General features: G+C 71.6%; 21 protein-coding genes. 6 read left to right on the top strand and 15 right to left on the bottom strand.

Annotation, left to right across the window (positions count from 1 at the left end; translation table 11 throughout):
- Position 1: 1 nt before the first annotated feature.
- The 4 genes from SLV14N_RS38190 to SLV14N_RS38175 all read right to left on the bottom strand — a co-directional run bounded on the left by SLV14N_RS38190 (position 2) and on the right by SLV14N_RS38175 (position 4,894).
- Positions 2-1,606: a hypothetical protein gene (locus SLV14N_RS38190; RefSeq protein ID WP_208687427.1), complete on the bottom strand. Its 1,605-nt coding sequence runs from the start codon at positions 1,604-1,606 to the stop codon at positions 2-4.
- Between the two features lie 43 nt (positions 1,607-1,649).
- A complete protein-coding gene (locus SLV14N_RS38185; RefSeq protein WP_208687426.1) occupies positions 1,650-2,705 on the bottom strand; it encodes a cytochrome d ubiquinol oxidase subunit II in 1,056 nt (351 codons plus the stop codon).
- Positions 2,702-4,186: a cytochrome ubiquinol oxidase subunit I gene (locus SLV14N_RS38180; RefSeq protein WP_208687425.1), complete on the bottom strand. Its 1,485-nt coding sequence runs from the start codon at positions 4,184-4,186 to the stop codon at positions 2,702-2,704. Before SLV14N_RS38180 ends, SLV14N_RS38185 begins: the two co-directional genes overlap by 4 nt.
- 369 nt (positions 4,187-4,555) lie before the next feature.
- A complete protein-coding gene (locus tag SLV14N_RS38175) occupies positions 4,556-4,894 on the bottom strand; it encodes a hypothetical protein (RefSeq protein WP_174876496.1) in 339 nt (112 codons plus the stop codon).
- Between the two features lie 194 nt (positions 4,895-5,088).
- Here SLV14N_RS38175 and SLV14N_RS38170 point away from each other — a divergent pair, with 194 nt between their 5' ends.
- Both SLV14N_RS38170 and alr read left to right on the top strand, forming a co-directional pair.
- Positions 5,089-6,699: a CdaR family transcriptional regulator gene (locus tag SLV14N_RS38170; protein ID WP_208687424.1), complete on the top strand. Its 1,611-nt coding sequence runs from the start codon at positions 5,089-5,091 to the stop codon at positions 6,697-6,699.
- A gap of 412 nt (positions 6,700-7,111) precedes the next feature.
- Entirely contained in the window at positions 7,112-8,293 is a 1,182-nt protein-coding gene (alr, locus tag SLV14N_RS38165) for an alanine racemase (RefSeq protein ID WP_208688315.1), read from the top strand.
- Between the two features lie 12 nt (positions 8,294-8,305).
- Here alr and SLV14N_RS38160 read toward each other — a convergent pair whose 3' ends face one another.
- Positions 8,306-9,565 carry a LuxR C-terminal-related transcriptional regulator gene (locus SLV14N_RS38160; RefSeq protein WP_208687423.1) on the bottom strand — a complete coding sequence of 420 codons (1,260 nt, stop codon included), beginning with the start codon at positions 9,563-9,565 and terminating at the stop codon, positions 8,306-8,308.
- A gap of 158 nt (positions 9,566-9,723) precedes the next feature.
- Here SLV14N_RS38160 and SLV14N_RS38155 point away from each other — a divergent pair, with 158 nt between their 5' ends.
- Positions 9,724-10,641, top strand: coding sequence for an NADP-dependent oxidoreductase (locus SLV14N_RS38155; protein ID WP_263272932.1), 918 nt, complete (start codon positions 9,724-9,726; stop codon positions 10,639-10,641).
- A gap of 650 nt (positions 10,642-11,291) precedes the next feature.
- Positions 11,292-12,620, top strand: coding sequence for a M64 family metallopeptidase (locus SLV14N_RS38150; RefSeq protein ID WP_263272931.1), 1,329 nt, complete (start codon positions 11,292-11,294; stop codon positions 12,618-12,620).
- A 121-nt stretch (positions 12,621-12,741) separates the two neighbouring features.
- Here the strand turns inward: SLV14N_RS38150 and SLV14N_RS38145 are convergent, their stop codons facing one another.
- Both SLV14N_RS38145 and SLV14N_RS38140 read right to left on the bottom strand, forming a co-directional pair.
- A complete protein-coding gene (locus tag SLV14N_RS38145) occupies positions 12,742-13,749 on the bottom strand; it encodes an NADP-dependent oxidoreductase (RefSeq protein ID WP_263272930.1) in 1,008 nt (335 codons plus the stop codon).
- Between the two features lie 113 nt (positions 13,750-13,862).
- Positions 13,863-15,368, bottom strand: a complete 1,506-nt coding sequence (locus SLV14N_RS38140) for a sigma-70 family RNA polymerase sigma factor (protein ID WP_263272928.1) — start codon at positions 15,366-15,368, stop codon at positions 13,863-13,865.
- 320 nt (positions 15,369-15,688) lie between these two features.
- Here SLV14N_RS38140 and SLV14N_RS38135 point away from each other — a divergent pair, with 320 nt between their 5' ends.
- On the top strand, positions 15,689-16,606 hold the full coding sequence (locus tag SLV14N_RS38135) for a CAP domain-containing protein (RefSeq protein ID WP_263272926.1): 918 nt from the start codon (positions 15,689-15,691) through the stop codon (positions 16,604-16,606).
- 120 nt (positions 16,607-16,726) lie between these two features.
- Here SLV14N_RS38135 and SLV14N_RS38130 read toward each other — a convergent pair whose 3' ends face one another.
- Positions 16,727-17,536, bottom strand: a complete 810-nt coding sequence (locus tag SLV14N_RS38130; RefSeq protein ID WP_208687416.1) for an alpha/beta hydrolase — start codon at positions 17,534-17,536, stop codon at positions 16,727-16,729.
- A 171-nt stretch (positions 17,537-17,707) separates the two neighbouring features.
- On the opposite strand from SLV14N_RS38130, the gene SLV14N_RS38125 reads away from it, so the two are divergent.
- Complete coding sequence (locus SLV14N_RS38125) at positions 17,708-18,217, top strand: MarR family winged helix-turn-helix transcriptional regulator (RefSeq protein ID WP_208687415.1); 510 nt, start codon at positions 17,708-17,710, stop codon at positions 18,215-18,217.
- A 9-nt stretch (positions 18,218-18,226) separates the two neighbouring features.
- Here SLV14N_RS38125 and SLV14N_RS38120 read toward each other — a convergent pair whose 3' ends face one another.
- The 7 genes from SLV14N_RS38120 to SLV14N_RS38090 all read right to left on the bottom strand — a co-directional run bounded on the left by SLV14N_RS38120 (position 18,227) and on the right by SLV14N_RS38090 (position 24,943).
- Complete coding sequence (locus SLV14N_RS38120; protein WP_263272923.1) at positions 18,227-19,489, bottom strand: amidohydrolase family protein; 1,263 nt, start codon at positions 19,487-19,489, stop codon at positions 18,227-18,229.
- The gene (locus tag SLV14N_RS38115) at positions 19,486-20,013 is read right to left on the bottom strand and encodes a nuclear transport factor 2 family protein (protein ID WP_208687413.1); all 528 of its coding nucleotides are present in this window, start codon (positions 20,011-20,013) and stop codon (positions 19,486-19,488) included. The genes SLV14N_RS38120 and SLV14N_RS38115 overlap by 4 nt, the downstream gene beginning before the upstream one ends.
- A gap of 75 nt (positions 20,014-20,088) precedes the next feature.
- On the bottom strand, positions 20,089-20,766 hold the full coding sequence (locus tag SLV14N_RS38110) for an O-methyltransferase (protein ID WP_208687412.1): 678 nt from the start codon (positions 20,764-20,766) through the stop codon (positions 20,089-20,091).
- A complete protein-coding gene (locus SLV14N_RS38105; RefSeq protein ID WP_263272921.1) occupies positions 20,763-21,704 on the bottom strand; it encodes a TauD/TfdA family dioxygenase in 942 nt (313 codons plus the stop codon). Before SLV14N_RS38105 ends, SLV14N_RS38110 begins: the two co-directional genes overlap by 4 nt.
- Entirely contained in the window at positions 21,701-23,272 is a 1,572-nt protein-coding gene (locus SLV14N_RS38100) for an AMP-binding protein (protein WP_263272920.1), read from the bottom strand. The genes SLV14N_RS38105 and SLV14N_RS38100 overlap by 4 nt, the downstream gene beginning before the upstream one ends.
- Positions 23,259-23,909, bottom strand: a complete 651-nt coding sequence (locus SLV14N_RS38095) for a thermostable hemolysin (protein ID WP_208687409.1) — start codon at positions 23,907-23,909, stop codon at positions 23,259-23,261. Before SLV14N_RS38095 ends, SLV14N_RS38100 begins: the two co-directional genes overlap by 14 nt.
- A gap of 29 nt (positions 23,910-23,938) precedes the next feature.
- The gene (locus SLV14N_RS38090) at positions 23,939-24,943 is read right to left on the bottom strand and encodes a methyltransferase (RefSeq protein WP_208687408.1); all 1,005 of its coding nucleotides are present in this window, start codon (positions 24,941-24,943) and stop codon (positions 23,939-23,941) included.
- Positions 24,944-24,982: the final 39 nt, after the last annotated feature.

Below are 24,982 nucleotides of genomic sequence, written 5' to 3'. Positions count from 1 at the left end.
ATCAGGTCTGTGCGGTCACGGTGGCGTCTTCCTTCATCCGCAGCGTCGCTGCGGTGGCGGGGATATCGGTGGCCGGCAGGGTCAGTTCGAACTCGTGCAGCTTCATGGCCTTGAACTGTCTGCGGCGTGACTCGGCCAGCCGGACGTAGTCGTCGAAACCTCCCCTGGTGGTGATCCGTTCCTGGACCTTCTTCAGATAGGCGGTGAGCCGTTCGGAGAAGTCGCCGCGCCAGGTGGCGTCGGGAAGGTTCCAGTGCGCGGCGAACCGGGCCTCCGGACTGTCGGCCGGCAGCGTGCCGGCCGCGGCCAGGATCTGCTGGGCGATCCGGTCGCCGAGCGAGTCCGCGGCGGTGGCCGTGGTGGGCACATAGCGCATCAGCCGGGCGCGGTCGGCGCTGAAGACAGGGTTGGGAAAGTCGACCATCAGCGCGCAGGCCGCGAACTTCGGTGAGATCAGGCCCCGTTGACCCATCTCCCGGACGACGGCGTTGTCCTCCAGGGCCGCCTCGGGCACCACGAACGCGAAGAAGGTGTCCCCGGGGCGGCTGAAGTTGCCGGCCTTCTCCTCCAGCCGGAACCCGAAGGTGTCGAGGCTCTGTGCGTACAGGGCGGTGGTGGTGGCCGGGACGGGTGCCTCCACCTCCAGTTCGAGGTCGTCGAGCAGCGCGTCGTTGTTCATCCAGAAGCCCATCGGCAGCGGCAGCGGCTCGTCGCCGGGGCGGATACCGACGCTCTGGGTGGCGGAGCTGGTGAGGTTGACCGTCGTCGTGGTGAACAGCTGGCGCAGCAGATGGTCCGGGTGCTGCACGATGCCGCCGGCGGTGACCGTCTCCAGCCTGGCCGCGGTCCAGCGGTTGATCTGCGCGCGGACGGTCGTTTCCAGGTTCTCGGCGCCGATCACCCGCCGGTAGAGGGGGTTGTCGCGCAACGGGTCGTCGTCAGGCAGCTGGATGGCGGCCGACTGGGACTGCCAGTTGATCCACGGCTGCTTCAGTTCCTTCATCACGACACTGCCGTTGACGTGGCTGTCGAAGCAGCCCTGGCCGCGCGAGGCGGCGGCCAGCGCGTCCCAGGAGTTGCCGGTCCAGATCCAGGCCGGGGTGATCCGCATGTAGTAGTTGAAGACCTTGTTCCGGTCGTCCCAGGCGGCGACCTGCAGGAAGGTCGTCCGGGGGTCGCTGTTGGCGCCGGTGCTGATCAGCAGGTCGGCTTCAGTGCCCCCTACGGCATAGGTGAGGGCGAAACGGATGTCGCGCCGGAGGTGCGGTGCGTCGGCCGACGGGATCGTGCCCGACTCGCTCACCAGGTAGACCTTGGGCTGGTCGACGACGCCGGGGAGCTGGTCCAGCAGATCCTGCACGGCCATCGGGAAGATGTGCCGCTGGAAGCACAAGGTGGCCATGGGGTCTCCCAGGGCGGCGAGTTCCTCCTGGCTCACCTCTCTGGGCCGCTCCTCCACTCCGCTCACCAAACGGTGGAGCCGGCCGGCCCGGAGAAGGGGGTGTCCGCTCCCTGCGTCGAACTCGGCGTGCTCGGCGGCGATCGGCCCGTCAGGGCGTTGCAGCCAGGCCGTCGCCCGGCGCCGTTCCGCAAACTCGTCGGGCATTCCGGTCCTCTCGCCGCCCGTCCCGTGGTCAGTTGCCCCGTGGTCAGTTGTGCTCCGTCGGATCGTCGCGGGCCGGTTCGGTCCGGCGCAGGTCGGTGTCGGAGAGCGGTTCGAGTTCGCCGCGGGTGTCGAGCCAGTACAGAAAGGCCACGGCCGGGCAGACGAACACCGCGGCCACGAGGGTGACCAGGCCGGTCCAGCGCAGGCTGCCGGGGGCACCGGCGCCCTCGGCCACGGTCAGGGACGTGGGGATGAGGTAGGGGCGTTGGGCGGCTCCCCAGGCGATGATCGCCGACGCGACCACGCCGACGGCGGTGACCCGGGCCCAGGCCCCGGACCGGCGCAGCAGCAGCCATCCGGTGGCGACGGAACAGACTCCGGCCAGGATGACGAGGCCGAGACCGACGCCATGGGTGAGCCCGTGCCAGACGTGCGGGGCGTCGCTCCGGGTGACGGTCAGCATGACGGCCGCAAGGACGGCGAGCGCGACGACACTGCCCAGAGCCCGCCGCCGGAAGTAGCCGACCAGGTCGGGGGCGCCGAAACGGGCGGCGTCGCCGGCCAGGAACACGGCGCCGAGGAACGCCGTCGCCACGATGGCGATCAGTCCGAAGAGGACGGAGGTCGGGTTGGACCAGGCGTGGGCCGAGGCCTCCGTTCCCGGCACCGCCCGGCCCGAGGCGATACCGCCGACGGCCGCGCCGAGGAAGAACGGGGTGAGCAGTGAGGCGATGGCGAAGACCGCGCCGTAGAGGCGTCGCCCGGCGATCCGGCGGAGGGGTTTGCGCAGCGCGAAGCCGGCGCCGCGCAGGACCAGGCCGATGGCGGCCAGGGCCAGCGGCAGCCACATGGCGGAGAACACCGTCTGGAAGAGCGTGGGGAAGCCGGTCCACATGATGACGAAGATGAAGACGAGCCAGACGTTGTTGACCTCCCATACGGGGGCCATGGCGTGGTCGATCAGCCACCTGGGGCGCGCGCCGCGCTCGGCGCCACCGGCCGTCAGGTCCCAGAACCCGGCTCCGTAGTCGGTGCCTCCGGCGCAGGCGTAGGCGGTCACGGCGAGCAGCAGCGCCACCGCGATGACATCGGCGATCACGGCCGGCCGTCCTCGGCCGGTCCGTCCCCGGTGCCGCCGCCGGACGGCGGGTCACCAGCCGGTACCCGTGAGCGGGGCCCGTACGGGGTGTCGGCCTCCGGTTCGTCGGTCCGCTCCCCCGACGCCCGGCGTGCGTCGGCGAGCCGCCAGCCCGTACGCATCTTGAGCAGCACCGCGAGCAGCGATCCGAAGATGAATACATACACCACGATGACCAGGCCCAGCATGATCCAGAGGCTGGTGGAGCGGGTCGGTGTCACCGCCTCGGCGATGCGCATGTGTCCGTAGACGATCCAGGGCTGGCGCCCGACTTCGGCGGTGATCCACCCGCATTCGACGGCGACGACGGAGGCGACGCCCGCGCAGGCCGCGCCGCGGAAGAACCACGGTGAGGCGGGCAGCCGGCGTCGCCGCAGCCAACACCAGCCGTACCAGAGGGCGAGGAGGATCAGCAGGGAGCCGATCACCACCATGAGGTCGAAGGCCCAGTGAGCGATGGTCGCCTGGGTGGCCGTCGGCCGGTCGTCCGCCGGGACGGAGGTCAGTCCGGTCACCTTGGTCCCGGGGGTGAACCCCGCCAGGATGGAGTCGAATTGGGGGATCTTGATGCCACCGGAGATGCTGCCGTCCGGGTGCAGCCGGCCGAAGATGTACTCGGGTACATGGGTGTCGGTCCGCCAGACGAGTTCCGTCGCGGCGAACTTCACCGGCTGCTTGTGGAAGACCGACCGGGCGATCGAGTCGCCCAGCAGGAACTGCACCGGGGTGAACACCGCGGCGAGGGTGAAGGGGACGGTGAAGCCGAGCCGGTGGTAGCGGTCGCGGCGGCCGCGCAGCCAGCCGACGGCGTAGACACCGGCGACGGTGTAGCCAGCGGTGATCAGCATCGCCACGACGAAGTGCCAGTACTGCGGCCCGAACATCGGGGTGAAGATCGCCGACCAGATGTGCACGTCCTCGGGCTTGCCGTCGGCGCCGAGGGTGAATCCCTGGGGCGTGTTCATCCAGGAGTTGGCCGCCAGGATGCCGAACGCGCCGAGCAGGGCGGCGGCGGGCAGAGGCAGGCCGAGGAGGAAGTGGGTGCGGGGCTTCAGCCTCCGCCAGCCGTAGAGGTAGATGGCGATGAGGACCGCTTCGAGGAAGAAGGCCCAGGCCTCCACCCCGAATCCGATACCGAAGACGCCGCCCCATGTGCCCATCAGGCCCGGCCAGAGCAGTCCGAACTCGAAGGACAGCACGGTGCCGGTGACCACACCGACCGCGAACTGCACGGCCATCACCGCCGACCAGCGTCTGGCGAGGAGCAGCGCCACGGGGTCGTTCCGGCGCAGTCCGCGATGGTGCATCACCAGCGTGATCAGCGGGAGCGCCACCCCGAGCGGCACCAGGATGATGTGGGTGGCCAAGGTGAAGGCCATCAGCTGCCGGGCCGGCAGCAGTTGGGCCGGGGCGTCCGCCAGCAGGGTGACCGTGGTGTGCATGCCTACGTGCCTTCGGTGCTCGGGACGTTCAGGAGAGCGCCGGCCTCGTCGTCCACGCTTGCCTGCCTCCTCGGTGCACGGCCCCGGCCCTGCGGGGCACAGCGCCGGTCGCGCCGGCTCGTCACACAATCACCGGTGGGCGCGCGGCAGCACGCACGGTGCGGCCGGGTTGAGCCGTTGCGCCGATGTTCTTCGCCCGGTCGGCCCAGCCGACGGCTCGGCGCACTCCGGGGCCGGTCCGGCGGCAGGCGACCGGCCGGTTCGCGGGGCCACGGACAGAGTGCGAGGGGCCCGGCAGCCCCACACCGCCGAACCCCTCTGTCAGGGAGACCCGCCGGTCTCCCTCGTTCCACTCAGCCCTTCGCCGCGTTACGCCGTCTCATGACTGGCGTTGCCGTTGATCTTCTCGATCGCCTGGCGGGCCTGTTCCTGCGGCGAGCGGGCGGGCAGCGGTGACACCGTCGTGGACGCCATGGCGGGCTGCGTCCGCTCCTGCGGCATGGCCTTGGCATGGGCGGCGGGCGGCCGGATGCGGAGCCGGTGACTGGCGGCCTCGTCCAGGGTCACCGGTCGTTTGAACCGGGCAGCCAGCCGGGCGGCGTCCTGACCGAGCGCGGCGACATCCTCCCACTGCACGCGCACCACCAGAGAAAGTTCGGCGTCTCCGTCCGGCAATGCCTGCAGCTGCGGGATACCCGGGTCAGTCATGCTGCCTCCTCACATCGTGGACCGGTGCCCCAGGGGCACGGATATGGAGAGATACGCAGGGGCACCCGTCACCGTTCACCTCCCGCCGGAGGGAAATGGGGAGCCAGGAGATCGCCGGGACGGGACCGGCCGACGGAGGTGCGGATTCCGTAGGGCACGATGGTGGGTGGAACGGTGAGCGGGTGATGCCAGTGATGAGTCTGCAGAGGCTTCTCAACTCCGTCGGGCCGGCCGTGCTGTCGGGGGTGTGCGCCCCCGGAGGCACCGCGGTCCCGGTGGGAGACGTGGTGATCGCCGAGCCGGACGGTGGCTTCGATCTGCGTCCGGGCGATGTCGTCCTCGGAGTGAACCTCACGGACCGTTCCCAGGCCCTGCGCCTGTTGTCGTTGTGCGCCGAGCGGTCGGCCGGCGCTCTGCTGCTGAAGGCCCCGGCCGCGGTCGACGAAACGGTGGTCACGGCCGCGAGCGCCGCGGGACTCCCACTGGTACAGGTCGAGCAGCAGGCGGGCTGGGCCCAGGTCGTGTCGCTGCTGCGGGCGGTGCTCGACAGTGAGGGGTACGTGGACTCCGGCAGCGGGTCGGCGGGCGCCGAGGCGGGTGATCTCTTCGGCCTGGCCGATGCGATCGCCGCCGTGATCGACGCGCCGGTCACCATCGAGGACCGCAGCTCCCGGGTCCTTGCCTACTCCGCGCGCCAGGAGCGCGGGGACGAGGCGCGGGTCGCCACGATCATGGGGCGGCACGTCCCCGACGAGGTGAACGCCCATTTCCGGCGGTACGGCGTCTTTCACCAGATCGCCCAGGACACCGGCCCCATCTACGTACCTGCGGTGGTCGAGGGAACCAAACCACGGCTGGTCGTGCCGGTACATGCCGGCGGGGATGTGCTCGGCTCGATCTGGGCCATCGTGCCGGGACCGGTGCCCGCCGAGCGGGCCGAGGCGTTCGCTGACACGGCCGCGACGGCGGCCCTGCATCTGCTGCGCCGGCGCGCCGGTGCGGATGTGGAGCGTCTGGTGCTGACCGACATGGTCGCCACCGTGCTGCACGGCCAGGAGGGAGCGGCCGACGCGGCGCGGCGCCTGGGGCTCACGACCGGCCCCTGGCGAGTGATCGCCGTGGGGGTGCGCTGCGAGGACGACGGTGAGGCGGAGCGACAGCGCCTGACCGTTTGGGAGCGGATGTCCCGGTTCCGCGGCAGTCGTCTGCGGTCCCCCGCGGCGATCGTCGGAGGTGTGGTCTACGGGATCGTCCCGGCGGAGAGGGTCGCCCCCGGCGCGGACGACGGGTCGGGGTGGCTGGAGACGGTCCGAGGCACCACCAAAAGACCCGCTCCGCTCGTCGCGGTCGGCGGACTCGCGGCGTCGGTCCCCGGGCTGGCCCGCTCGCGTGAGCAGGCCGATCTCACCCTCGATCTGCTCCGGACGGGCCTGATCGCGCGCGACCAGGCCGTACACGACGAGGTGTGGGCCACCGTCGTGCTGCGCCATGTCGCCCGGTCCGCCGCGGCGGCACGGATTGCGGGCGTCGGGCCGCTGCAGCAACTGGTCGACCACGATCGTGCACACGGGACGAACTGTGTGCCGACGCTGCACGCCTGGCTGGAGGCGATGGGCGATCCACGGGACGCCGCCGCCCGGCTGCACATCCACCCCAACACGCTCCGGCACCGGATGCGCCGGCTCCAGGACGTCGTGGCGCTGCCGCTGGACGACCCGGAGGTCCGCACCGCCCTGCTGCTCCAGCTCACCGCCCGCCGCTACGGCACGGAGGGCCCGGACGACGCGGTGGGTGCTTCCGCGTGAGGCGCCCCGGGCCGCTGCCCGGTATGCCGCTCTGAGGAACCGGCGTCTCCGTATGCCGGAATTTCCGCATGCCGGGTCCGTATGCCGTCCTCCCGTACGCCGCCCCCTCCCGTACGCCACATCCTGCCCCTCCGCCCCTCCCCGTTGTCCCGGCCCCACTGCCGAGCGGCCCGAGACGGTGCCGATCGCACGATGACGGGCCGTTCCCCCGTCGAAACCATGGGTCCACCCGCAGCCCACCGGGCAGCATTGGTTTCCCTGGAAGGACGGTGGCATGTCATTCGGCATTCCCCGCGAGGCCGAGAGCGCCGACGCCGGACCCGGAGCGGCGGTGACCGCGGTGGTGAACCGACACCCTCCGGGGGTGTCCGCCACACCGTCCTCCACGGGGCCGGACCCGGTCGGCGGATCGATGGCCGGGCCGCACGGCCAGGAGGCGCAGGGGGCCGGAACACCGCACGCACAGGCCCGTATTGACCTCTCGGCGGTCCGCGCCAATGTCAGCCGGTTGTGTGAAGCAGCCGGGTCCGCCGAGGTGATGGCCGTGGTCAAGGCCGACGGCTACGGTCACGGCATGGCCGCCGTCGCCCGCGCGGCGCTCGCGGGCGGTGCCACCTGGCTCGGCGTCGCCGGGATGCGGGAAGCACTGGCGCTGCGCGCGGCCGGCGTCCCCGGCCGGCTGCTCGCGTGGCTGCTGACCCCGGGTGACGACTGGAATGCCGCGGTGGCCTCAGGCGTCGAGCTGTCGGCCGGTGCCACCTGGGCGGTGCGGGCCGCGGTGCGGGCGGCGCAGGCCGTGGACCGTCCCGCGCTGCTGCACCTCGAAGCGGAGACCGGGCTCGGGCGCGGCGGCGCCACCGCGGACGACTGGCGGGCGCTGCTGGAGACCGCGGCACGCGCCGAAGCGGCCGGGTACGTCCGGGTCGTCGGCGTGTGGTCGCATCTGGCACGGGCCGATGAGCCCGGACACCCCTCCTGTGACGAGCAGTTGGCCGCCTTCCGCAGCGCTGCCGGGCTCGCCCGTCGGGCCGGGCTCACCCCCGATGTCCTCCATCTGTCCAACTCGGCCGCCACGCTGACGCTTCCGGAGGCACACTTCGACCTCGTACGCCCCGGGCTCGCCGTCTACGGACTGAGCCCGGTGCCGGACCTGGCCGTGCCTTCCGAGCTGGGGCTGAAGCCGGCGATGACCCTCACCGCCCGCCTCTCCTCCGTCAAGCGGGTCCCCGCCGGGCAGGGCGTCTCGTACGGCCACCGCTATCGCACCGCCCGTGAGACGACCCTCGGTCTGGTCCCCCTCGGCTATGCCGACGGTGTTCCCCGGCATGCGTCGCAGGCCGGCCCCGTCCTTGTCGCCGGGCGGCGGCACACGGTGGCGGGCACCGTGTGCATGGACCAGTTCGTCCTCGATCTCGGCGACGCCCCCGCCGCGCCCGGGGACGAGGTCGTCCTCTTCGGGCCCGGCGACCGTGGGGAGCCCGGTGCGGCGGACTGGGCGCGGGCCGCCCACACCATCTCCCACGAAATCGTCACCCGTATCGGCGCCCGCGTGCCGCGCACCTACACCGGCGGCTCGGCCTCCGGCGCACTCTGACGGTGGCGGCCGCTAAGCCACGGCATGGAAGAGAGCCGCCGCCGCTCCCCGTGACTCGACGCCCAGTTTGGTGAGGATCTTCGCGACATGGAACTTCACCGTCGACTCACTGATGTGGAGTTCCTGGGCGATCGCCCGGTTGCGGTGCCCGAGCGCGAGCCGGGCCAGTACCTGGAGTTCCCGCTCGCCCAGTGAGGTGAGCGGGTGCGGTGCCGGATCCTGGGACACCCGCAGCGGGAGGGTCGCCGACACCGTGGTCCCCCACCCGGGCACCGCGTCGACATCCAGCCGTCCATCCAGTACGGCGAGTCGCTCGGCGACCCCGCCGGGGGCCAGGGCGCCGGGGGTGAGGGTGCCGGGCCCGTCGTCCCGTACGGTCGCGCGCAGTTCGTCGTCGGTGATCTGCCAGGCGACATGGACGCGGGTCACCGCCTCCTGTTCCAGGACCTTCAGCAGCAGCGCCCGGACGATGACCCGCGCGGTGTGTGCCACGTCGGCTGCCACGGTCCCCGGGGAGTCGGGGGCGCCCAGCTCCAGTCGTACGGGGCTGTAGCGGACCAGCGGTCGCAGGGAGTCGGCGAGCCGGGCGAAGGCCTGCCCGGCCGGCTCCTCGGCGATCTGCTGGTCGCGTTCCGCCTCCGCACGCAGGTCCACCAGGGCCGAGACGGCCAGATCCGTGGCGGTGGCGCGGGCCGCCGCATCGTCGAGGCTGCGGCTGCGCAGGACTCCCAGCACCCCGGTGAGCGCGGCCGAATAGGCCTCGCCCAGCTCCGCGATCACTCGGGCCCGGGTTCCGGCGGCGGTCCGCGAGCGGGCCAGCGCACCGGGCAGGGCCTCCGCCGCCATGCGGTCGAAGTGGCTGGTGACCACGTCCCACAGCGCTTGTACGAGAGCGGCGGCCGCCTCGTCGGCGGGGGTGGCGTCTACGTCCCGTACCAGCAGCAGGACGGCGCCGCGGGGTGTCGCCCGGCTCGTCACGACGAGGGCCTGCCGCTCCGCACCGGCGAGGGTGAGCATGCCCTGCCATGGGCGGCCGGGGATGCCGGAGGCGAGCAACGGCGCCAGGTCGGCGGTGGACAGCCGGCCGGTGATCTCGGCCGCGCCGTAGGTCTTGAACGGTGAGTGGGCGCAGTGTGTGGAGAGTTCAGCAACCGCCCGGTGCGGCACCAGCTCGGCCAGGACGACGGAGAGCCGGGGCACGATCTCGCCGAGTGGCTGGCGGATCACCTCGTATGCGGCGGTCAGGGCGGGCACGGATCCGGTCAACTGCATGAGCCTCAGCGTAGCCAGCGGCTTGGGCGCCGGCGCCGGCCTTTCGGCCAGGCCGGACTGTCCCGATGGCCGGCGTCGGTCCCGTCCCCAGGAACGAGGGTGAAGGCATCAACCCCCTTGCCTCCACGGCAATTCCTGCACCGAACGAGGAGACCGTTATGCGAGCGATCATTTACGACACCTTCGGCGGCGCCGAGGTGCTCCGCCTCGGGGACACTGAACAGCCGGTGCCCGGACCGGGCGACGTACGGGTGAAGGTGGTGACGGTCGGCGTCAATCCGCTGGACTACAAACGGCGTTACGGCTGGGTGGAGCAGTTCTACCCGACGACGTTTCCCGCCGTGCCGGGTCTGGAGTTCGCCGGCGTGGTGGACGCGCTCGGCGACGGCGCGGGAGACGAATTCGCCGTCGGCGACGAGGTCTTCGGCTGTACCAGGACCGGCGCGTACGCGGAGTACGCCCTCGCGGGAGACATGGTGCGCAAGCCCGCGTCGCTCTCCTTCGAGGCCGCGGCGGCCCTCCCGGTGGCCGGTGAGACGGCGCAGCGCGTCCTCGACCTGCTGGGCCTGGCGACGGGCGAGACCCTGCTGTTGCACGGGGCGGCGGGTGCGGTCGGCCAGGTCGCGGTCCAGCTCGCGGTGGCACGGGGCGCCACGGTGGTCGGTACGGCGTCCCCGGCCAATCACGACTTCCTGCGCGCGCTGGGTGCGGTTCCGGTGGCGTACGGGGCGGGCCTGGCCGACCGGGTCCGGGCGGTTGCCCCCCAGGGCGTGGACGCGGTCTTCGACGCGGCCGGACAGGACGCGCTGCCGGTCTCGATCGCGCTGCGTGGCGGAACGACGGACCGGATCGTCACCATCGCCGATATGAACGCCGCCGAGCACGGTGTGCCCTTCTCCGCGGGCGGTACGCCGTCGGAGCAGATCCGGGCAGGCCTGGCCGCGCACGCCCGCCTCGCCGTCGAGGGCAGGCTCGCGCTGCCGGTCGTCGAGACCTTCCCGCTCGCCGACGCGGCCAAGGCGCAGGAGCTGAGCGAGGCGGGGCATGTGCGCGGCAAGCTCGTCATCACGGTCTGAGCCGGCGGCAGCCGGTGTGGCGGCCGGCTGACGGCGGCGCGCAAAAGGGCGGTGCGCCACAGGCTGGCTGCCTGTGGCGCACCGGTACCGGAGCGGTGGCCGGTGGGGGCGGCGGTGACTGCCAGGGCCGCGGAGCCGAGTACAGCCATGGCGATACGCGAAGCGTTACGGAACATCGAACCTCCTGTGGGGGACGCCGCTTGCACGGCGCCCAAAAACCGGACTGCCGGCCGGGTTGACCGGGCTCTCACAGAGTGACGACCCGTCATGCTTTGGCGGAAGAAATCCCCGTTGGTGTGACAAAACACGGAGATATACACAACCACACCACGCCAGGCTCGTACGCCCCCGCGCTCGCCCCACCACCCGCAACACCCCCTACACGCCTCCCCGTGCAGCCCTACGGGGCACGGCCACCCGCGGGCGACCGGCCGACGGACCTGGCGACGGTCCGCTCACCCAAGTCCTCCGCCCCATCCGGACGTTGCTCCGAGAGGCGGTTTCTCGCTCCCTCCCGTGACACGAACTCAGCTTTCCGGTGAGCCACTCAGGCACCATCCGTTGCCTGGAGCCCCCGGAACCTCTACGTTGAGCGCGCCTGATTTCAGCTCAGCCCGGTGCATTGCGCCGGGCTTCGGGAGGAACCCCCCATGCGCAGAAACACCTCCGGACAGCACCGCAGACGCACGTCCATACGCACCGCGGTGTCCGTCGGCATCGCCGCGGCGGCGGTGGCCGCGACGGCCGCCGCGGCCACCGCTGGCGCCACCCCGGCTCCGCAGGCCCAACGCACCCAGCACGTCGAGTACTTCAACGGCGCGGACGGCCACCCACGGCAGACCACCGTTCCGGCCTCCAAGCCCCTGGCGCCGTCCGAGAAGGCGGCGACCGCCGCCGGCGACGGCGATGTCACCTCGATCGTGCAGAACGGCACGGTCGGCACCAAGCTCGATGTCGTCTTCATCGGTGACGGCTACACGGCCGCCCAGCAGGAGGACTTCCACGCCGACGTCCGCGCCAAGTGGGCCAAGATCTCCGGCGTCGAGCCGTACGCCACCTACCGCGGCCTGTTCAACGTCTGGGCCGTGGACGCCGTCTCCAACGAGTCCGGCGCCTCCGGGGACCCGACGAAGGACGTGGTCCGCGACACCGCCCTCGACTCCGCGTTCTTCTGCGACAACACCGAGCGGCTGCTCTGCGTCGACACCGGCAAGGTCGAGTCGTACGCCTCCAAGGCCCCGGCCGCCGACCTCGTCGTGGTCCTCTCCAACTCCACCAAGTACGGCGGTGCGGGCTACAACGACATCTCCTCGCAGGTCGGTTACGACGGGATCGCCACCGCCTCCTCCGACAACGACCAGTCGGACCAGATCGCGGTGCACGAGACCGGCCACTCACTCGGCAAGCTCGCCGACGAGTACGACTACGGCCAGTCCGGTACCTACACCGGCCCCGAGCCGGCCCAGGCCAACCTCACCAAGCTCTCCGCCGACCAGATGACCGCTCAGCAGCAGAAGTGGTACCGCTGGATCGGCCAGCAGTCCCCGGACGGCGGCGCGGTCGGCGCCTTCGAGGGCGGCGGCTACTACCAGTACGGGCTCAACCGTCCCACCGACAACTCGATCATGCGGACCCTGGGCCGGGAGTTCAATCTCCCCGGCCGCGAGGCGATGATCGCGGGCTTCTACCGCTATGCGAGCGTACTGAGCAGCCCGGTCTCCACCCACCACGCGGTCTCCCGCGGGACCCGTATCCGTGTCACCGCACCCGCCTCCGCGCAGCTGAAGTGGTACGTCGACGGCCGCGAGCGCAAGGCCGCGCGCGGCAGCACCACGGTCGTCCCGCGCACTCTCGGCGTCCCGGCCGACGGCCGCCCCCATAAGGTCACGGCTCGGGCCGCCGACCGTACGAAGGCGGTTCGTGACCCGGCGCTGCGCAAGCTGCTGTCCCGATCGCTGAGCTGGCACATCGCGCCCTAGTACGCCCCCAACAGCTCCTCGCACACCGCCCCGGTCACCGGGCGGGCCGGTCCACGCGCCCGCCCGGTGACCGGGACTGCGTCTTGCCCGGGGCGGAACTGCTGCCGGTCGGCCGCTGCGGTCAGAGGCGCACCACCATCTTTCCGGTGTTCCGGCCGTCCATCAGCCCGAGGAAGGCCTCCACTGTGTGGGCGATGCCGTCCTCGACCGTCTCACGGAAGCTGATTTTCCGTGCGGCCAGCCAGCCGCCCATCTCTTCGGCGAACCGCGGCTGGATACCCGCATGGTCCCCGACCTCGAAACCGCGCAGTGTGATCCGCTTCTTCACCAGCTCGACCATGTTGCGCGGCCCCGCCGCCGGCTCGGTGTCGTGGTACCCGGAGATCGCTCCGCACAGCGCGGCCCGGCCGTTCGGGTTCAGCGCGTCGATGGCGGCTTCCAAGTGGTCTCCTCCGACGTTGTCGAAGTACACGTCGATACCGTCCGGGGCGGCCTCGGCGAGCAGCTCGCGCACCGTGCCGGACTTGTAGTTGAAGGCGGTGGTGAAGCCGAGTTCGCCGGTCAGGTACTCCACCTTCGCCGCGGAACCGGCGCTGCCGATGACCGCCTTCGCCCCGCGCAGCCGCGCGATCTGCCCGGCCAGGCTTCCCACCGCCCCGGCCGCGCCGGAAACGAAGACCGTGTCCCCCGCGCGCATTTCCGCGATCTCGGTCAGCCCGGCGTACGCGCTCAGTCCGGGCATCCCGAGTACGCCGAGGAACGCGGAGTCCGGTACCCCCTCGATACGCTGCAGCCTGGTGAAGCGTCCGGCAGGAGCGACCGCGCCGGTACGCCATCCCAGGTCGCTGAGCACCAGGTCCCCCGGCGACAGACCGGCCGCCCGCGAGGCGACGATCTCACCGACCGCGCCACCCGTCATCGGCCGGTCCAACCCGTAGGCCAGGCTCCCGGCCGCCGTGGCACTCATCAAGGCCCGCATATAGGGGTCCACCGAGAGGAAGGTGTTACGGACCTGCACTTCGCCTTCGGCCGGTGCCGGTAACTCCCGCTCCACGAGCCGGAAGTCCCCCAGCACCGGGCGCCCCACGGGGCGGGCGGACAGCTGCCACTCCTGCACGGTGTCGCTCATGCGCTGTTCTCCTTGTGTGCGCCGGACTGCTTCTCCGTAAGGTGCAGCGCCACCGGCCGCCAGGACATTCCGGTGCCCGCGGTCCGGTATCCGACCGACTGTGCCCGCCAAAGTCAGCGCGGCGCCGCAAGGTCCTGGGTCCACCAGGGCCCGCCCGAGCCCTGGACGACGCCGATGCCGACTTCCGTGAAGGCGCAGTTGAGCAGGTTGTCGCGGTGCATGCTGTCGCCCATCCAGTCGTTCACCGCGTCGGCGGCGCTCCGCGGACCGCGGTGGAGGTTCTCGCCCCAGCTGCTCCACCGGTATCCGGTGGCGGTGATCCGCGCGTCGGGACCGGTGCCGTCCGGGGCCTCGTGCTCGTAGTACTGCCGTGCCGCCATATCGGCGGAGTGACGCTGCGCCGCGGTGTGCAGGCGACGGTCGATGCGCAGCGGCCCGCAGCCGGCCCGCGCCCGCCGCTGGTTGATGAGTGCGGTGGCCTGCTCTTCGAGGTCGGGCGGGGTGGCCGACGGCGTGGGGGGCGGTGTGGCGGACCGTGTGGGAGGCGCGGTCCTGGAGGGCGACGGGGTCGGGGTGGGTGTGGGGGTGGGGCGTGGCGAGGGGGTGCGGGCGGCCACGGTACGGGGCGTCTTCGGCTCATTCTTCCGGTTGTCCGGCGGCGTGCCGGGAGACCACCACACGGCGGCGCTGACAGCCACCGCGAGGGTGGCGGTGCCCGCGACGACCGTGCCCTTCTTCACCCGGGGCGGCCGCTTGGGCAGTTGGTGTGCGCCGGGCGCACCGGACGCGGGATCCGCGGGTGCCGGGGCCGCCTGCACGGTCGCGGCGGCAGGGGCGGGCAGGACGGACTGCGGAGTGAGGTGCGAGGGCAGCGGCAGCAGGGCGAGACCGGCCAATAGGCCCTCGGCGGGCAGCAGGTCGTCCCAGTGTCCGGAGCAGGCCGTGCACTGACGCGCATGGCGGGCTATTCGCTTGCGCCAGAGGGCGCAGGGCTCGTGGTCCCAGGTTTCCGTCAGCTGGGACAGCTCGGGGCAGAGGGGAGTTGCCGAGAGCGCGCGGACCACGACGCGGCCGGCTTCGAGCTGTTCCTTCATCCGCTGCACACGGACCGCCGCATGGCGGGAGTCGATCCCGACGGCGGCAACCAGATCCGGCCTGCTGATCTCGCCGGCGGCCTCCAGCCACCACAGGGACAGCAGTGACCGGTCCCCCTCGTCCAGCCAGCGGGTGGCCGCGGCCACTTCACGGCGCTGGCCGGACAAGCCCAGCTTCAGGATGGTCAGGTCCACGAAGTCGGCGGAGCGGTCGGCCCGTTCCGTCGCCTGGTCCAGGCCGACAACGGGTGTCCTGCGGGCCGCGGTCCACCGGCGGCGCACCTGGTTCATGGCGATCGCCACCAGCCAGGAGCGGAAGGACGCCGGCTCCCGCAGGTCGGCCAGCGACTCCAGGACGCGCAGCATGGTCTCCTGCACCACGTCGTCGACGTCCGCATGGCCGTCCAGCGCGCGGCCCACGACGTTGTAGATCAGTGGCAGGTATGCGGCGACCAGCTGCTCCCGGGCCTCTTCGTCCCCGGCCTTGGCTGCCTCGACGGCCTCCGTCCCGTTTTCCTGCTTCACGCCTATTCGTTCCTGTTCCTTCGTGCGTACCCGTAGCCCCCGCACACAGGAGATCCCGCGCGCTCGCCGCGATAACAGAAAAAACCTACGTGGCTCCGGAAGCACCCCGGTCCCCGGCCGACGCCCATGGCGCACTCCAGGCGCCCCGGCCGGCCCGCGCAGCGTGGAATCCGGCCTGCTGACGGCCCACGAAAAAACTTTTCGCACTTTCCGTTATCGGGCCCCGGCCCCGTGCTCTCCCATGTGTCGGCCCGCGAGAACAACGAGTCCCCCAGGCTCAGCGGGCCGGCAGATCCCCATCCCCCACAGGAAACGGAACCATGAACAACGACCACCTTCAGACGGAGCGCCACGACGAGACGCCGGCCGGGAACGGCCGCGGGGCGGGCGAGGCCGGTGGGCACCGGCGTTCCGGCGGGGCCGGGGCGGGAGGCCGGCACGGACGGAACAGCGGCGCGCACCGCGCAGGCAGCACTCCGCGGCGCAAGGCCACCCTCCTGGCGGTGGCGGCCGTGGTCACCGTGGGCGGCGCGTCCGTGGTGCTGATACGCCCCGACTCGGGAGCCGACCGGGCGCTCGCGGCGGATCCGTCCGTGCCGTCGGCACCCACGGCGAGCGTCTCCGCTGAGCCGACGCCGTCCACCTCGCGCGCGCCCAAGACCCACAAGCCCTCGGCCTCTCCGTCCAAGGCCAAGCGGCACGGCAAGCGGCATTCCTCGCCCCGGCCGCAGACCAGCCGTCCCGGCAGCGGCAACGGTGACTCCGCCCGGCACACCGCGCCCCGTACGTCCCACGTCGGCTCCGGAGCGGGAAGCACCACGCCGAACGGGGCACAGGCCGCATCCGGCACCGCCGCGCGGTTCGCGCAGAAGGTCGTCGAGCTGGTCAACGCCCAGCGGGCGCGGCACGGTTGTGGCCCGCTCACCGTCGACCCCCGCATTCAGAAGGCGGCACAGGCCCACTCGGACGACATGGCCGCCCGCAACTACTACGAGCACAACACGCCGGAAGGCGTCGACCCCGGTACCCGGATGACCAAGGCCGGGTTCCCGTGGGGCAGCTGGGCCGAGAACATCTTCAAGAGCCCCAAGGACCCGGCCACGGCGGTGGACGGCTGGATGAAGAGCCCGGGCCACCGCGACAACATCCTGAACTGCTCCTACAAGGCCACCGGTGTGGGCGTCAATCTCAGCGGCAACGGCCCTTGGTGGACGCAGGACTTCGGCACCCGCTCCTGAGCGACGCCCTGACCGGTCGACCCCGGCTCGTCCGCCCGTGCCCGGGGTGAGCGGGCCGGGCTTCCCCGTGGTGCGGGCCCGCTCCGGCCCGCACCACGGGGGCCCCGCGGCGCCGAACGCTCAGCTGCGTGCCGGGGCGAAGGTCCGGTCGAGGAAGCCGTCGAGGCTGCGGCGGGCCTTGGCACCGTGCGGGCCGGCGAAGATCTCGGCGGCGTGGAGGGTGCCGGGCAGTACCGTGACCTCGGCCTTCGGGAAGCTGTGGGCGACCTCGCGCAGCCGCCCTTCGTCGGAGAGCGGGTCGTCGGCGGTACCCAGGAGCAGCAGTTCACCCTCGTAGGACGTGCCGTTTCCGGCGGAGTACCCGCCCAGCGAGGCGAGGGGGCTGATACCGGCGACACCGGCCGGGCGGTCGGTGCGGTCCGTCAGCATGCCGAGCATGAGCGTGCCGCCCATGCAACCGCCCACCCACGCCACGTTCGTGGCGCCGCGCGAGCGCAGCAGCCGGGTCGCTTCGGACACGGTCCGGCGGCGGTCCCCGCCCCAGTCGAAGGTGACCACGTGATAGCCGTCGGCGGCGAGCCGCTTGGCCTCGGCCGCCCATTCACAGGCGTCGCCCCAGGAGATGGGCGCGAAGACCACCCCGCGGGGACCGGTGCCCAGGGTGACCAGGCGGCCGTCCCCCGAGGACCCGGGCGGGCGGTACGCGGTGGCGCCGCGGACGCCGTGGAAGCACGACGGCAGCCGGTCCGGTGTGGCGCTGAACTCTCGCACTGCGATGGTTCCTTCCTCGGTGGAGCGACGGTTTTCCGCCATCGCACTCCCCTGTGGGGCCGTTTCCACGTCACGGCCCGCACAGGCGGTGACGCTGGTCAGGGCCAGAAACAGGACCGCCGTCATGGCCAGGGCACGTCTCGGCTCACGCTTGAACATGAGAGAAGCATAGAGAGAAAGCATTGGAAAAAGCTATATTGAAAGATAGATGGAAAGCTTTTCACAGCGTCCACATCTGGCAACCACACAGTCTCCCCAGGTCAGAACGTGCCTGTGCGGTGGGTGGGATATCTTTGTACTGAGCATCGGGTAGAGGGAAGGCGGTTCACAGTGGAGCCTGACCACGTAGACGAGATCATCTCGGCATGGGGACACGAACTGCCCGAAATTGCCGGTCTCCCCCTGGAACTGGCCAAAAGGACCGCCCTGTTGGTTTCGGCCTTCGATATCGCGGCCGGCGCCGAGCTGGAGAAACTGGGGCTCACCCAGGCCGAGTACGGAGTACTCGCCACCCTCCGGCGGATCGGCGCCCCCTACCGCCTCAAGCCGACCGAGCTCACCCACGCGCTCCTGCTGTCCTCCGGTGGGACCAGCAATGTCATCAAGCGCCTGGTGGCCGCCGGCTATGTCACCCGCGCGGCGGCCGAGGACGATGCGCGCAGCAGCTGGGTACAGCTCACACCGAGCGGGGTGGAGACCGCCGAGGCGGCGGTGCGCGCCACCACCGCCGTGCACGCCCGGCTCGTCGACCGGATTCCGGGACGCACCGCGAAGGCCCTCAGCGAACAGCTGCGCATCGCGCTGGCCGCCATCGAGGAGGGCGTGCTGATCCGGCGCTGACGCAAGAGGTCAGCGGCCGGCCAGCCGGTCGCGCACCTCCTCCGCCCGTGCCAGCAGCCGCGGCAGTCCGGCGTACCGCAGCCGCCCCGCGCGCTTGACGATCCGTCCGGCGACCAACACGGTGTCGACGTCGGCGCGGTCCATCGACGACACGACGGCCGCGGTGGCGTCGTGCAACGGCGCCACACCGGGGCGGTCGGTCCGCAGCACGAGCAGGTCGGCCTGCTTGCCCGGGGTGAGAGAGCCGATGCGGTCCGCCATCCCGAGCGCCTCGGCGCCGCCGAGCGTCGCGAACTCCAGCACCTCCCGGGCCGTGAGCAACGCCGCTTCCGGGCCCGCGTGGCCCTGCAGCGCGGCGAAGCGCCCGATCTGGAAGGCGGCCCGCATCTGCGTGAACATATCGCTGGGTGCGGCGACTTCGACATCGACGCTGAGGCTGGGACGCAGACCGGCGGCCGCCGCCGCGGCGAACGGCGGCAGTCCGTGCCCCATGGTCATCTCGATGGCGGGCGCGACCGACAGCGCCCCACCGCTGTCGCGGATCAGCTCCAGCTCACCGGCCGCCATCCCGGTGCCGTGGATGAACACCGCGCCGGGGCGCAGTACCCCGAGGCGGCGCAGCCGGGAGACGGGGCTGCCGCCCCGGACGTGCAGCGCGGTCGGCACATCGAGTTCGCGGGCCAGGGCCCAGCCGCGCCGGATGTTCTCGTCGCTGCCGGCCTCGGCGTTCAGCGCCATGGTCACCAGGCCGTCCTTGGCGTGCAGCCGGCCGCCGCGGATGCGGCGGGCGTCCTGTGCCGTGCCCTGCCCGTAGGCGAAGACGCTGCGCAGCCCGGATTCGGTGAGCGCGTCGAGCAGGGCGTCGGTGTGCTCCTCGGTCGGCTTGTCGACATTGGAGATGTCCTGGACGGTGGTCACCCCCGCGTCCAGGGCGCCCAGGGCACTCAGCAGATTGCCCAGGTGGAGATCGTCGGCGCTGAGCCGGGGCGCCAGGGTGTGCAGGACGGTCGCGAAATACTGGTCGAGGGTCTGGTCGGCGCCGCTGCCGCGGAGCGCCGCCTGCCACATGTGCCGGTGGGTGTCGACGAAACCGGGGAGCACGAGGCACCCCCGGGCGTCGATCCGCTCGTCCGCCGCCGTGGCGTCGATGTCCGGGCGTACCTCGGTGATCCGGCCGTCCGCCACCAGGATGTCGGCGGACGGCAGTTCACCGATGGCCGCGTCCATGCTGAGGACCCGGCCGCCGGTGACGAGCAGGCGTGCGGTGGTCATGCGGTGCCCCACCCCGGGGGCGGTGTCAGGCGGCCCATCTGCAGGTTCCAGTACTCGGTGTTGCGCCGGCAGCGGCCGTCGGGGGCGAAGGTCAGGATGTTGGTCTCCAGCAGGGTGACCCAGTGCTCCCCGTCGGGGTTGAGGGCGGGGGCCCGCATCGTGACCCAGAGTTCGACGGCCGCCCGGTTGCCGGTGATGACGGGAGTGCCGTGACGGCCGGTCATCTCACTCTGGCCGGAGGTGATCTCGCGCCAGTAGCGGCCGATGGCCTCGCGGCCGCGGAAGGTCTGCGCGGCCACGCCGGGCACCGCCTCGTACAGGGCGTCGGGGGTGAACAGCCGGACCGCGGCGGTGTCGTTCTTGGTCCGCCAGGCCTCGAGATAGGCGTCGGTCCAGCTCGCCACCTGGGCGGCGGTGAGTTTGGGGGACTGTCCGGCGGCGTGTGCGGCCGGAGCCACTGCCGCCAGGGGCAGCGCGGCGACGCCGGCGCGGAGCAGGGTGCGGCGGTGGGTACGGGAATTCACGGGTGTTCGGTGCCTTTCCGTGCGTACGGGGTGACGCGGATCGCGACGGCTTCGCGAAGCCGGGTGGAACCGGTGTCAGGCCTCTTGCTGGAGGCGGACGGAGAATTCGATGCCGTCGCCCAGCGGAAGCTGCTGGGAGAGATAGCCGTTGCCTGCGGCGCGGACATGGTCGGTGAACTCGGGTGGCAGCATCGGCAGGTTGTCGGAGACGACCAGGCCACCGGTGCGCAGTGCGGGTTCGAGCAGCTTGAGGACCGGGAGGTAGAGCTCCTTCCAGCCGTCCAGCAGCAGCAGATCGACCGGCCCGGGAAGCGTGGCGAGCTGTTCCCGGGCGTCGCCGGTCCTGATCTCGGCGTAGCCGGCGAGCCCGGCGCGCTCCAGATGGCTGCGTGCCCGGTCGGCCTTGCCGGGATGCAGCTCCGAGCCGATGATGCGGCCGGCGCCGTTGTCGCGCAGGGCCGCCGCCGCATAGATCGTCGAGGCGCCGAAGGAGGTGCCGAACTCCACGACGAGTGCCGGGCGCAGGCTCCGTATCAGCTGGTACAGGAAGGTACCGACCTGCGGGTGCACGGGCAGCGCGGCCTGCGCGCACAGCTCGGCCGCCTCCTGGGCGGTGGGCGGCTGCGGCCAGTCGGCCGCGGTGGCGTAGGCGCGCTTCATGACGTCCGGGTCGTTGCGCTCGGCGGTCCGGGCGATCTCGTCCAGGACGGCGCCGACACGCTCGTCGTCGAGTCCGGTGGTGGCGGTGGTCATCCCTGGGCCCTCCCGTCCCGCACGGCGGCCAGCAGCGCGGGGTCGAGGTAGCTCTGTGCGTTGTAGATGGTCCGGTCGGTGTCGAGTATCTCGCGCCGGCCGTGCATCACCCGGGTGTTGTCGATCAGGGCCACGTCGCCGTCCTGCCAGACCAGCTCCTCGGTCAGCTCCTCGGTGAGGCGGCGGAATTCGGTGAGGAGCTCCTGGGGGATCTCCGTACCGTCGGCGAAGGTGATGCGCGGGGCCTCGTAGTTGTACGAGGGGCCGAAGACGCTGTTGGCCCAGGAGAGCCGGCTGCCGAAGAGCGTGGGGTGGACGGCTCCGACGCGGTAGGCGTAGTGGAGGGAGCCGTCGTCGTTGAGTTGGAGGGTGGTGGACACACTGCCGCCCACCAGGTCCTTCATATCGGCGAAGGTGATGTCGTCGAGCTTTTTGCGGCCTTCCGTCTGGTGGCAGACGAACGCCTTCCACTTGGGCTCCTCCACCCGGCGGCTGTACATGATGTCCTTGACGCCGAAGACCGCGCGGGCGGTGTCACTCGCCGCGTCCCAGACGCGGTAGCCGTCACAGACGGTGGTCTGGGAGCCCCTGGCGGCGGCCTTCTCACACAGGAACCACGTCAGGTCGGGGCCGAAGGGGCTGTTGCCGTTCTCCAGATGGAGGCCGACGGCGACGGTGCCCGCGTCCACCTTCTGGGCGACCTCACCGCCGTGGAAGGAGCGCGCCGGGTCGAGGGTGATCCGGCTGGAGTGCGCCTTCACGAAGGAGGTGAACTCCTCCAGGTCGGTGCGGAAGCCCCGGAACAGCAGAAAGCCGGCGTCGGCGAGCAGCCCGGCGACCCATGCGGGGTCCAGAGCACCGAGCGACCTGTCCTCGGCGGGCAGGACGAGCCGGCCGGTGGCGGCCCCGTAGGGCCGGACGTCAGCGATCGTGGTCATGCGTCTGCTCCTTGGTGGTCGTACAGCGTTCCGTTGGACAGGGCAGCGCGGATGGCTGCCCGCATGGGCCTTCCGGTGACGGTGAAGAACCGGCGGTAGAGGCGCTCGTCGGCGACGGTGAGGTGCGGTACGGCGACCCGCTCCACCTCGGAGAGGTGCGCTTCGCCGAACTCCCGGACGGCCGCTTCGGCCGCCGCGAGGTCGGTGGACTCCTTGACGAGGAAGAGTCCGTGGAGGGCGGTGAGTCCGTCACCTATCACGGCGACGGCGCGGACGAACGGGAGTTGGGCGTACTGTGCCTCGACCCACTCGGGGGCCACATTGCGGCCGGCCGCGGTGATGATGACGTTCTTCTTGCGTCCGGTGATGCTGATGAAGCCGTCCTCGTCGATCCGGGCCAGATCGCCCGTCCGCAGCCAGCCGTCGGTGTCGAGGACCAGGCTGGAGGGGTCGTCGCGGGTGTAGCCGGCGAACAACGAGGTGCTGCTGACCAGGAGTTCACCGTCGTCCGCGGTCCGGACGCGGACATGCGGCAGCGGCCGGCCCACAGTGCCCAGGCGGCGCGCGTCCGGGGTGTTCCAGCTGACCACGGAGCTGTTCTCGGACAGTCCGTAGCCCTCGTGCACCGGGAGCCCGTGGTCTTCCAGCCGCCGCAGCAGCTCGGGGTGCACGGGCGCCCCGCCGCAGCAGATGAGCGGCGCCTCGGGAGTGCCGAACAGGGCCGGTGCGACCGCTCGTCCGCTCGCCACGGCCTCGTCCGCGGCGGCGGCGAAGGCGTCGACGAGCGCAGGGGTGGCGACCATTGCGGTCGGACGGGCGGACGTCACATACGGCATGGCATCGGCGGGGGCCGCCGCAGTGGTGCCGACCAGGGCCTTGCCGGGCGGCATCAGGACCAGCGTCCCGCCGTCGAGCAGGACCATGTAGAGGCCGGTGACCTGCTCGATGAGCAGGCTGAACGGGACGACGGAGAGATAGCGGGCGAAGGCCCCGCCGGGCATCACCGCCCGCAGTGAGCCCAGCAGTTCGTTCAGGGCCGCCGCCCTGATCCGTACCCCCTTGGGACGCGAGGTCGTCCCGGAGGTGTGGATGATCTTGCACTCCCAGTCCGCTCCCCCGGCGCGGGCCGGCGGCAGCACCATGGGCGCGGACGGTACGGGCTCGTCCGTGGACAGCGGCAGTACCGTGCAGTCCGGGCGCAGGACCCGGTCCCTGCCCCACTGGGTCAGCCGCTCCTGCCCGGCCGCGTCCACCACGCACAGATCGGTCTCCGCCAGCAGGCCGGCGGCCTGCTCGGCGGAGAAGGCCAGCGGGACCGGTACTTCGGTGGCGCGCGCGGCGATCAGTGCGAGGTCGGCGACCACGAATTCGGGGGTGTTACCGCAGACCACGCCGATGCGCAGCGGCCGGCCGTCGCCCGGTCCGATCCGCTCGACGAGGTCAGCGGCCCGGCGCGTCACCTCCTGGTAGCTGAGGGTCCGGGCCGGCGCGCCGTCCTCCCCCAGCACCTCGATCAGCGGACGCGCCGACTCACCGAACCTGACCAGGCTCTGCTCAATGCCCAGCATGACCGGCCACCTCCATGGCGCTGATGCTCAGTTGGAGATCGGTGACGGAGTAACGCCCGGTGGCGTCGGAGAACAGCCGGTCCAGGGCGTTCAGTGGGATGACGCCGACCTGCGGCTCCTGCTCGTAGTAGGTGCCCCAGCACGCCGCCTCGTCGGGAGACAGCCGGCGCGGGTCGGCGGGACCGAACGGCACGAAGGAGATGCCGGTCCGGTCCAGGGTGGTGATCAGGCTGCGGGTGACGGTGCACAGGATGTACTCCATGCCCAGGCACCAGGCGATGATCGGGGTGGCTCTGATCAGTTCGCGGCCGACCGAGGCGCGGCGGGTGGCCAGTGCCCCCACTTCCACCACCCGCCTGCGGTCGACCGAGGCCCCGAGTCGGGACAGCGCGGCGTCCTCGACACCGGTCTCGAGGTACCGCTCGGAGAACAACTCCTGGTCTCTGCCGAAGGTGAGCCCCGCGCAGGCCAGTGGCGCGCAGGGCTTCTCCGCCGCGCCGCAGGCCGGCCGGGCGACGATGAACGAGTCGGGCCGGGGCGCCACATCGGCGCCGTATGCCTGGGCGTACACCTCACGAGCGAGGTCCGCGGCGTCCAGCCATGAGCTGGTCGACCGGTGTGCCAGATCGATCTGCACGGTGCTCCCCCCTTCCCCGGCTGCCGGCTTTACTTGGTGCCGACGACCAGAGACACGGATGAGGGCAGCGCGATGCGCTCGACGGTCTTCAGCCCCGCGTCGCTGAGCCATCCGGAGATCTCCGGCAGGCTGTAGGTGCGGTCGCCGGAGCAGGCGTACATGGCCAGCGAGAACGCCGCGTTGTGCTCGTCGAGCTGCTCACCGCGGACGTCTTCGAGCACCACGATCCGGCCGCCGGGGCGCAGCGCCTTGGCGGCCCGCGCGATCAGGTCCCGGTTCTCCTCGTCGGTGTGGTTGTGCACGATCTCGAAGAGGAAGACCACGTCGTATCCGGTGCCGAGGTCACCGCTGAGGAAGCTGCCGCGCTGCAGGGTGATCCGGTCGGACAGCCCCGCCTTCTCGATCGCGGCGCCGGTGTCGGCGAGCGCCTCGGGCAGGTCGAGGATGGTGGCGGAGAGCTCGGGGTGCCGCTCGCACATGGCCATGGAGTGCAGTCCGTGCGAGCCGCCCAGGTCGAGGAGGCGCCGCGCCCCTTCGGGCAGCGGGACGGCCTCGACGATGGGCTGCACCGTCAGCCGCGACTTGACCCGCATGTACGCGGAGAAGTCCCGTCCGGCCTCGGGGTTGCCGGCCCAGCGCTCCCACAGGGACTGGGCGGGCTTGCCGTCCCGGACGGCCTGCGGCAGATCCCACATCACGTTGGTGAGTTCGTACGCCCACAGCAGCGCCGGGGTGAAGTCGTACTCGGCGTTCTGGCCCAGCCAGCGTTCGGCGAGCGGGCCGTTGCGGTAGCGCCCGTCCTCCAGGGTCAGCCAGCCGAGGACGGCGACGACGTCGGCCACCGCGCGGGTGCCGTCCGTGCTCGCGCCGATCGCGGCGGCCAGCTCGTCGAGGGTCTTGGGGCCTTCCTCCTCCAGGATCCGGAAGATACCGAGCTTGGCGGCGGAGGTGAGCGCCGCGTAGCGGATCGTGGAGCCGATCACCTCATCGATCGGATTGCCCGACAGTTCGGCGTCGGTGGTGGTCTTGAACATGGCTGATCTCCTCGGGATGGCAGGGAACGGCCGCACAGA

It is taken from the genome of Streptomyces sp. Je 1-4 4N24, from assembly GCF_026239515.1.
GTDB classification, from domain to species: Bacteria; Actinomycetota; Actinomycetes; order Streptomycetales; family Streptomycetaceae; genus Streptomyces; species Streptomyces nigrescens.
This window is presented reverse-complemented; position numbering and strand designations above follow the sequence as displayed.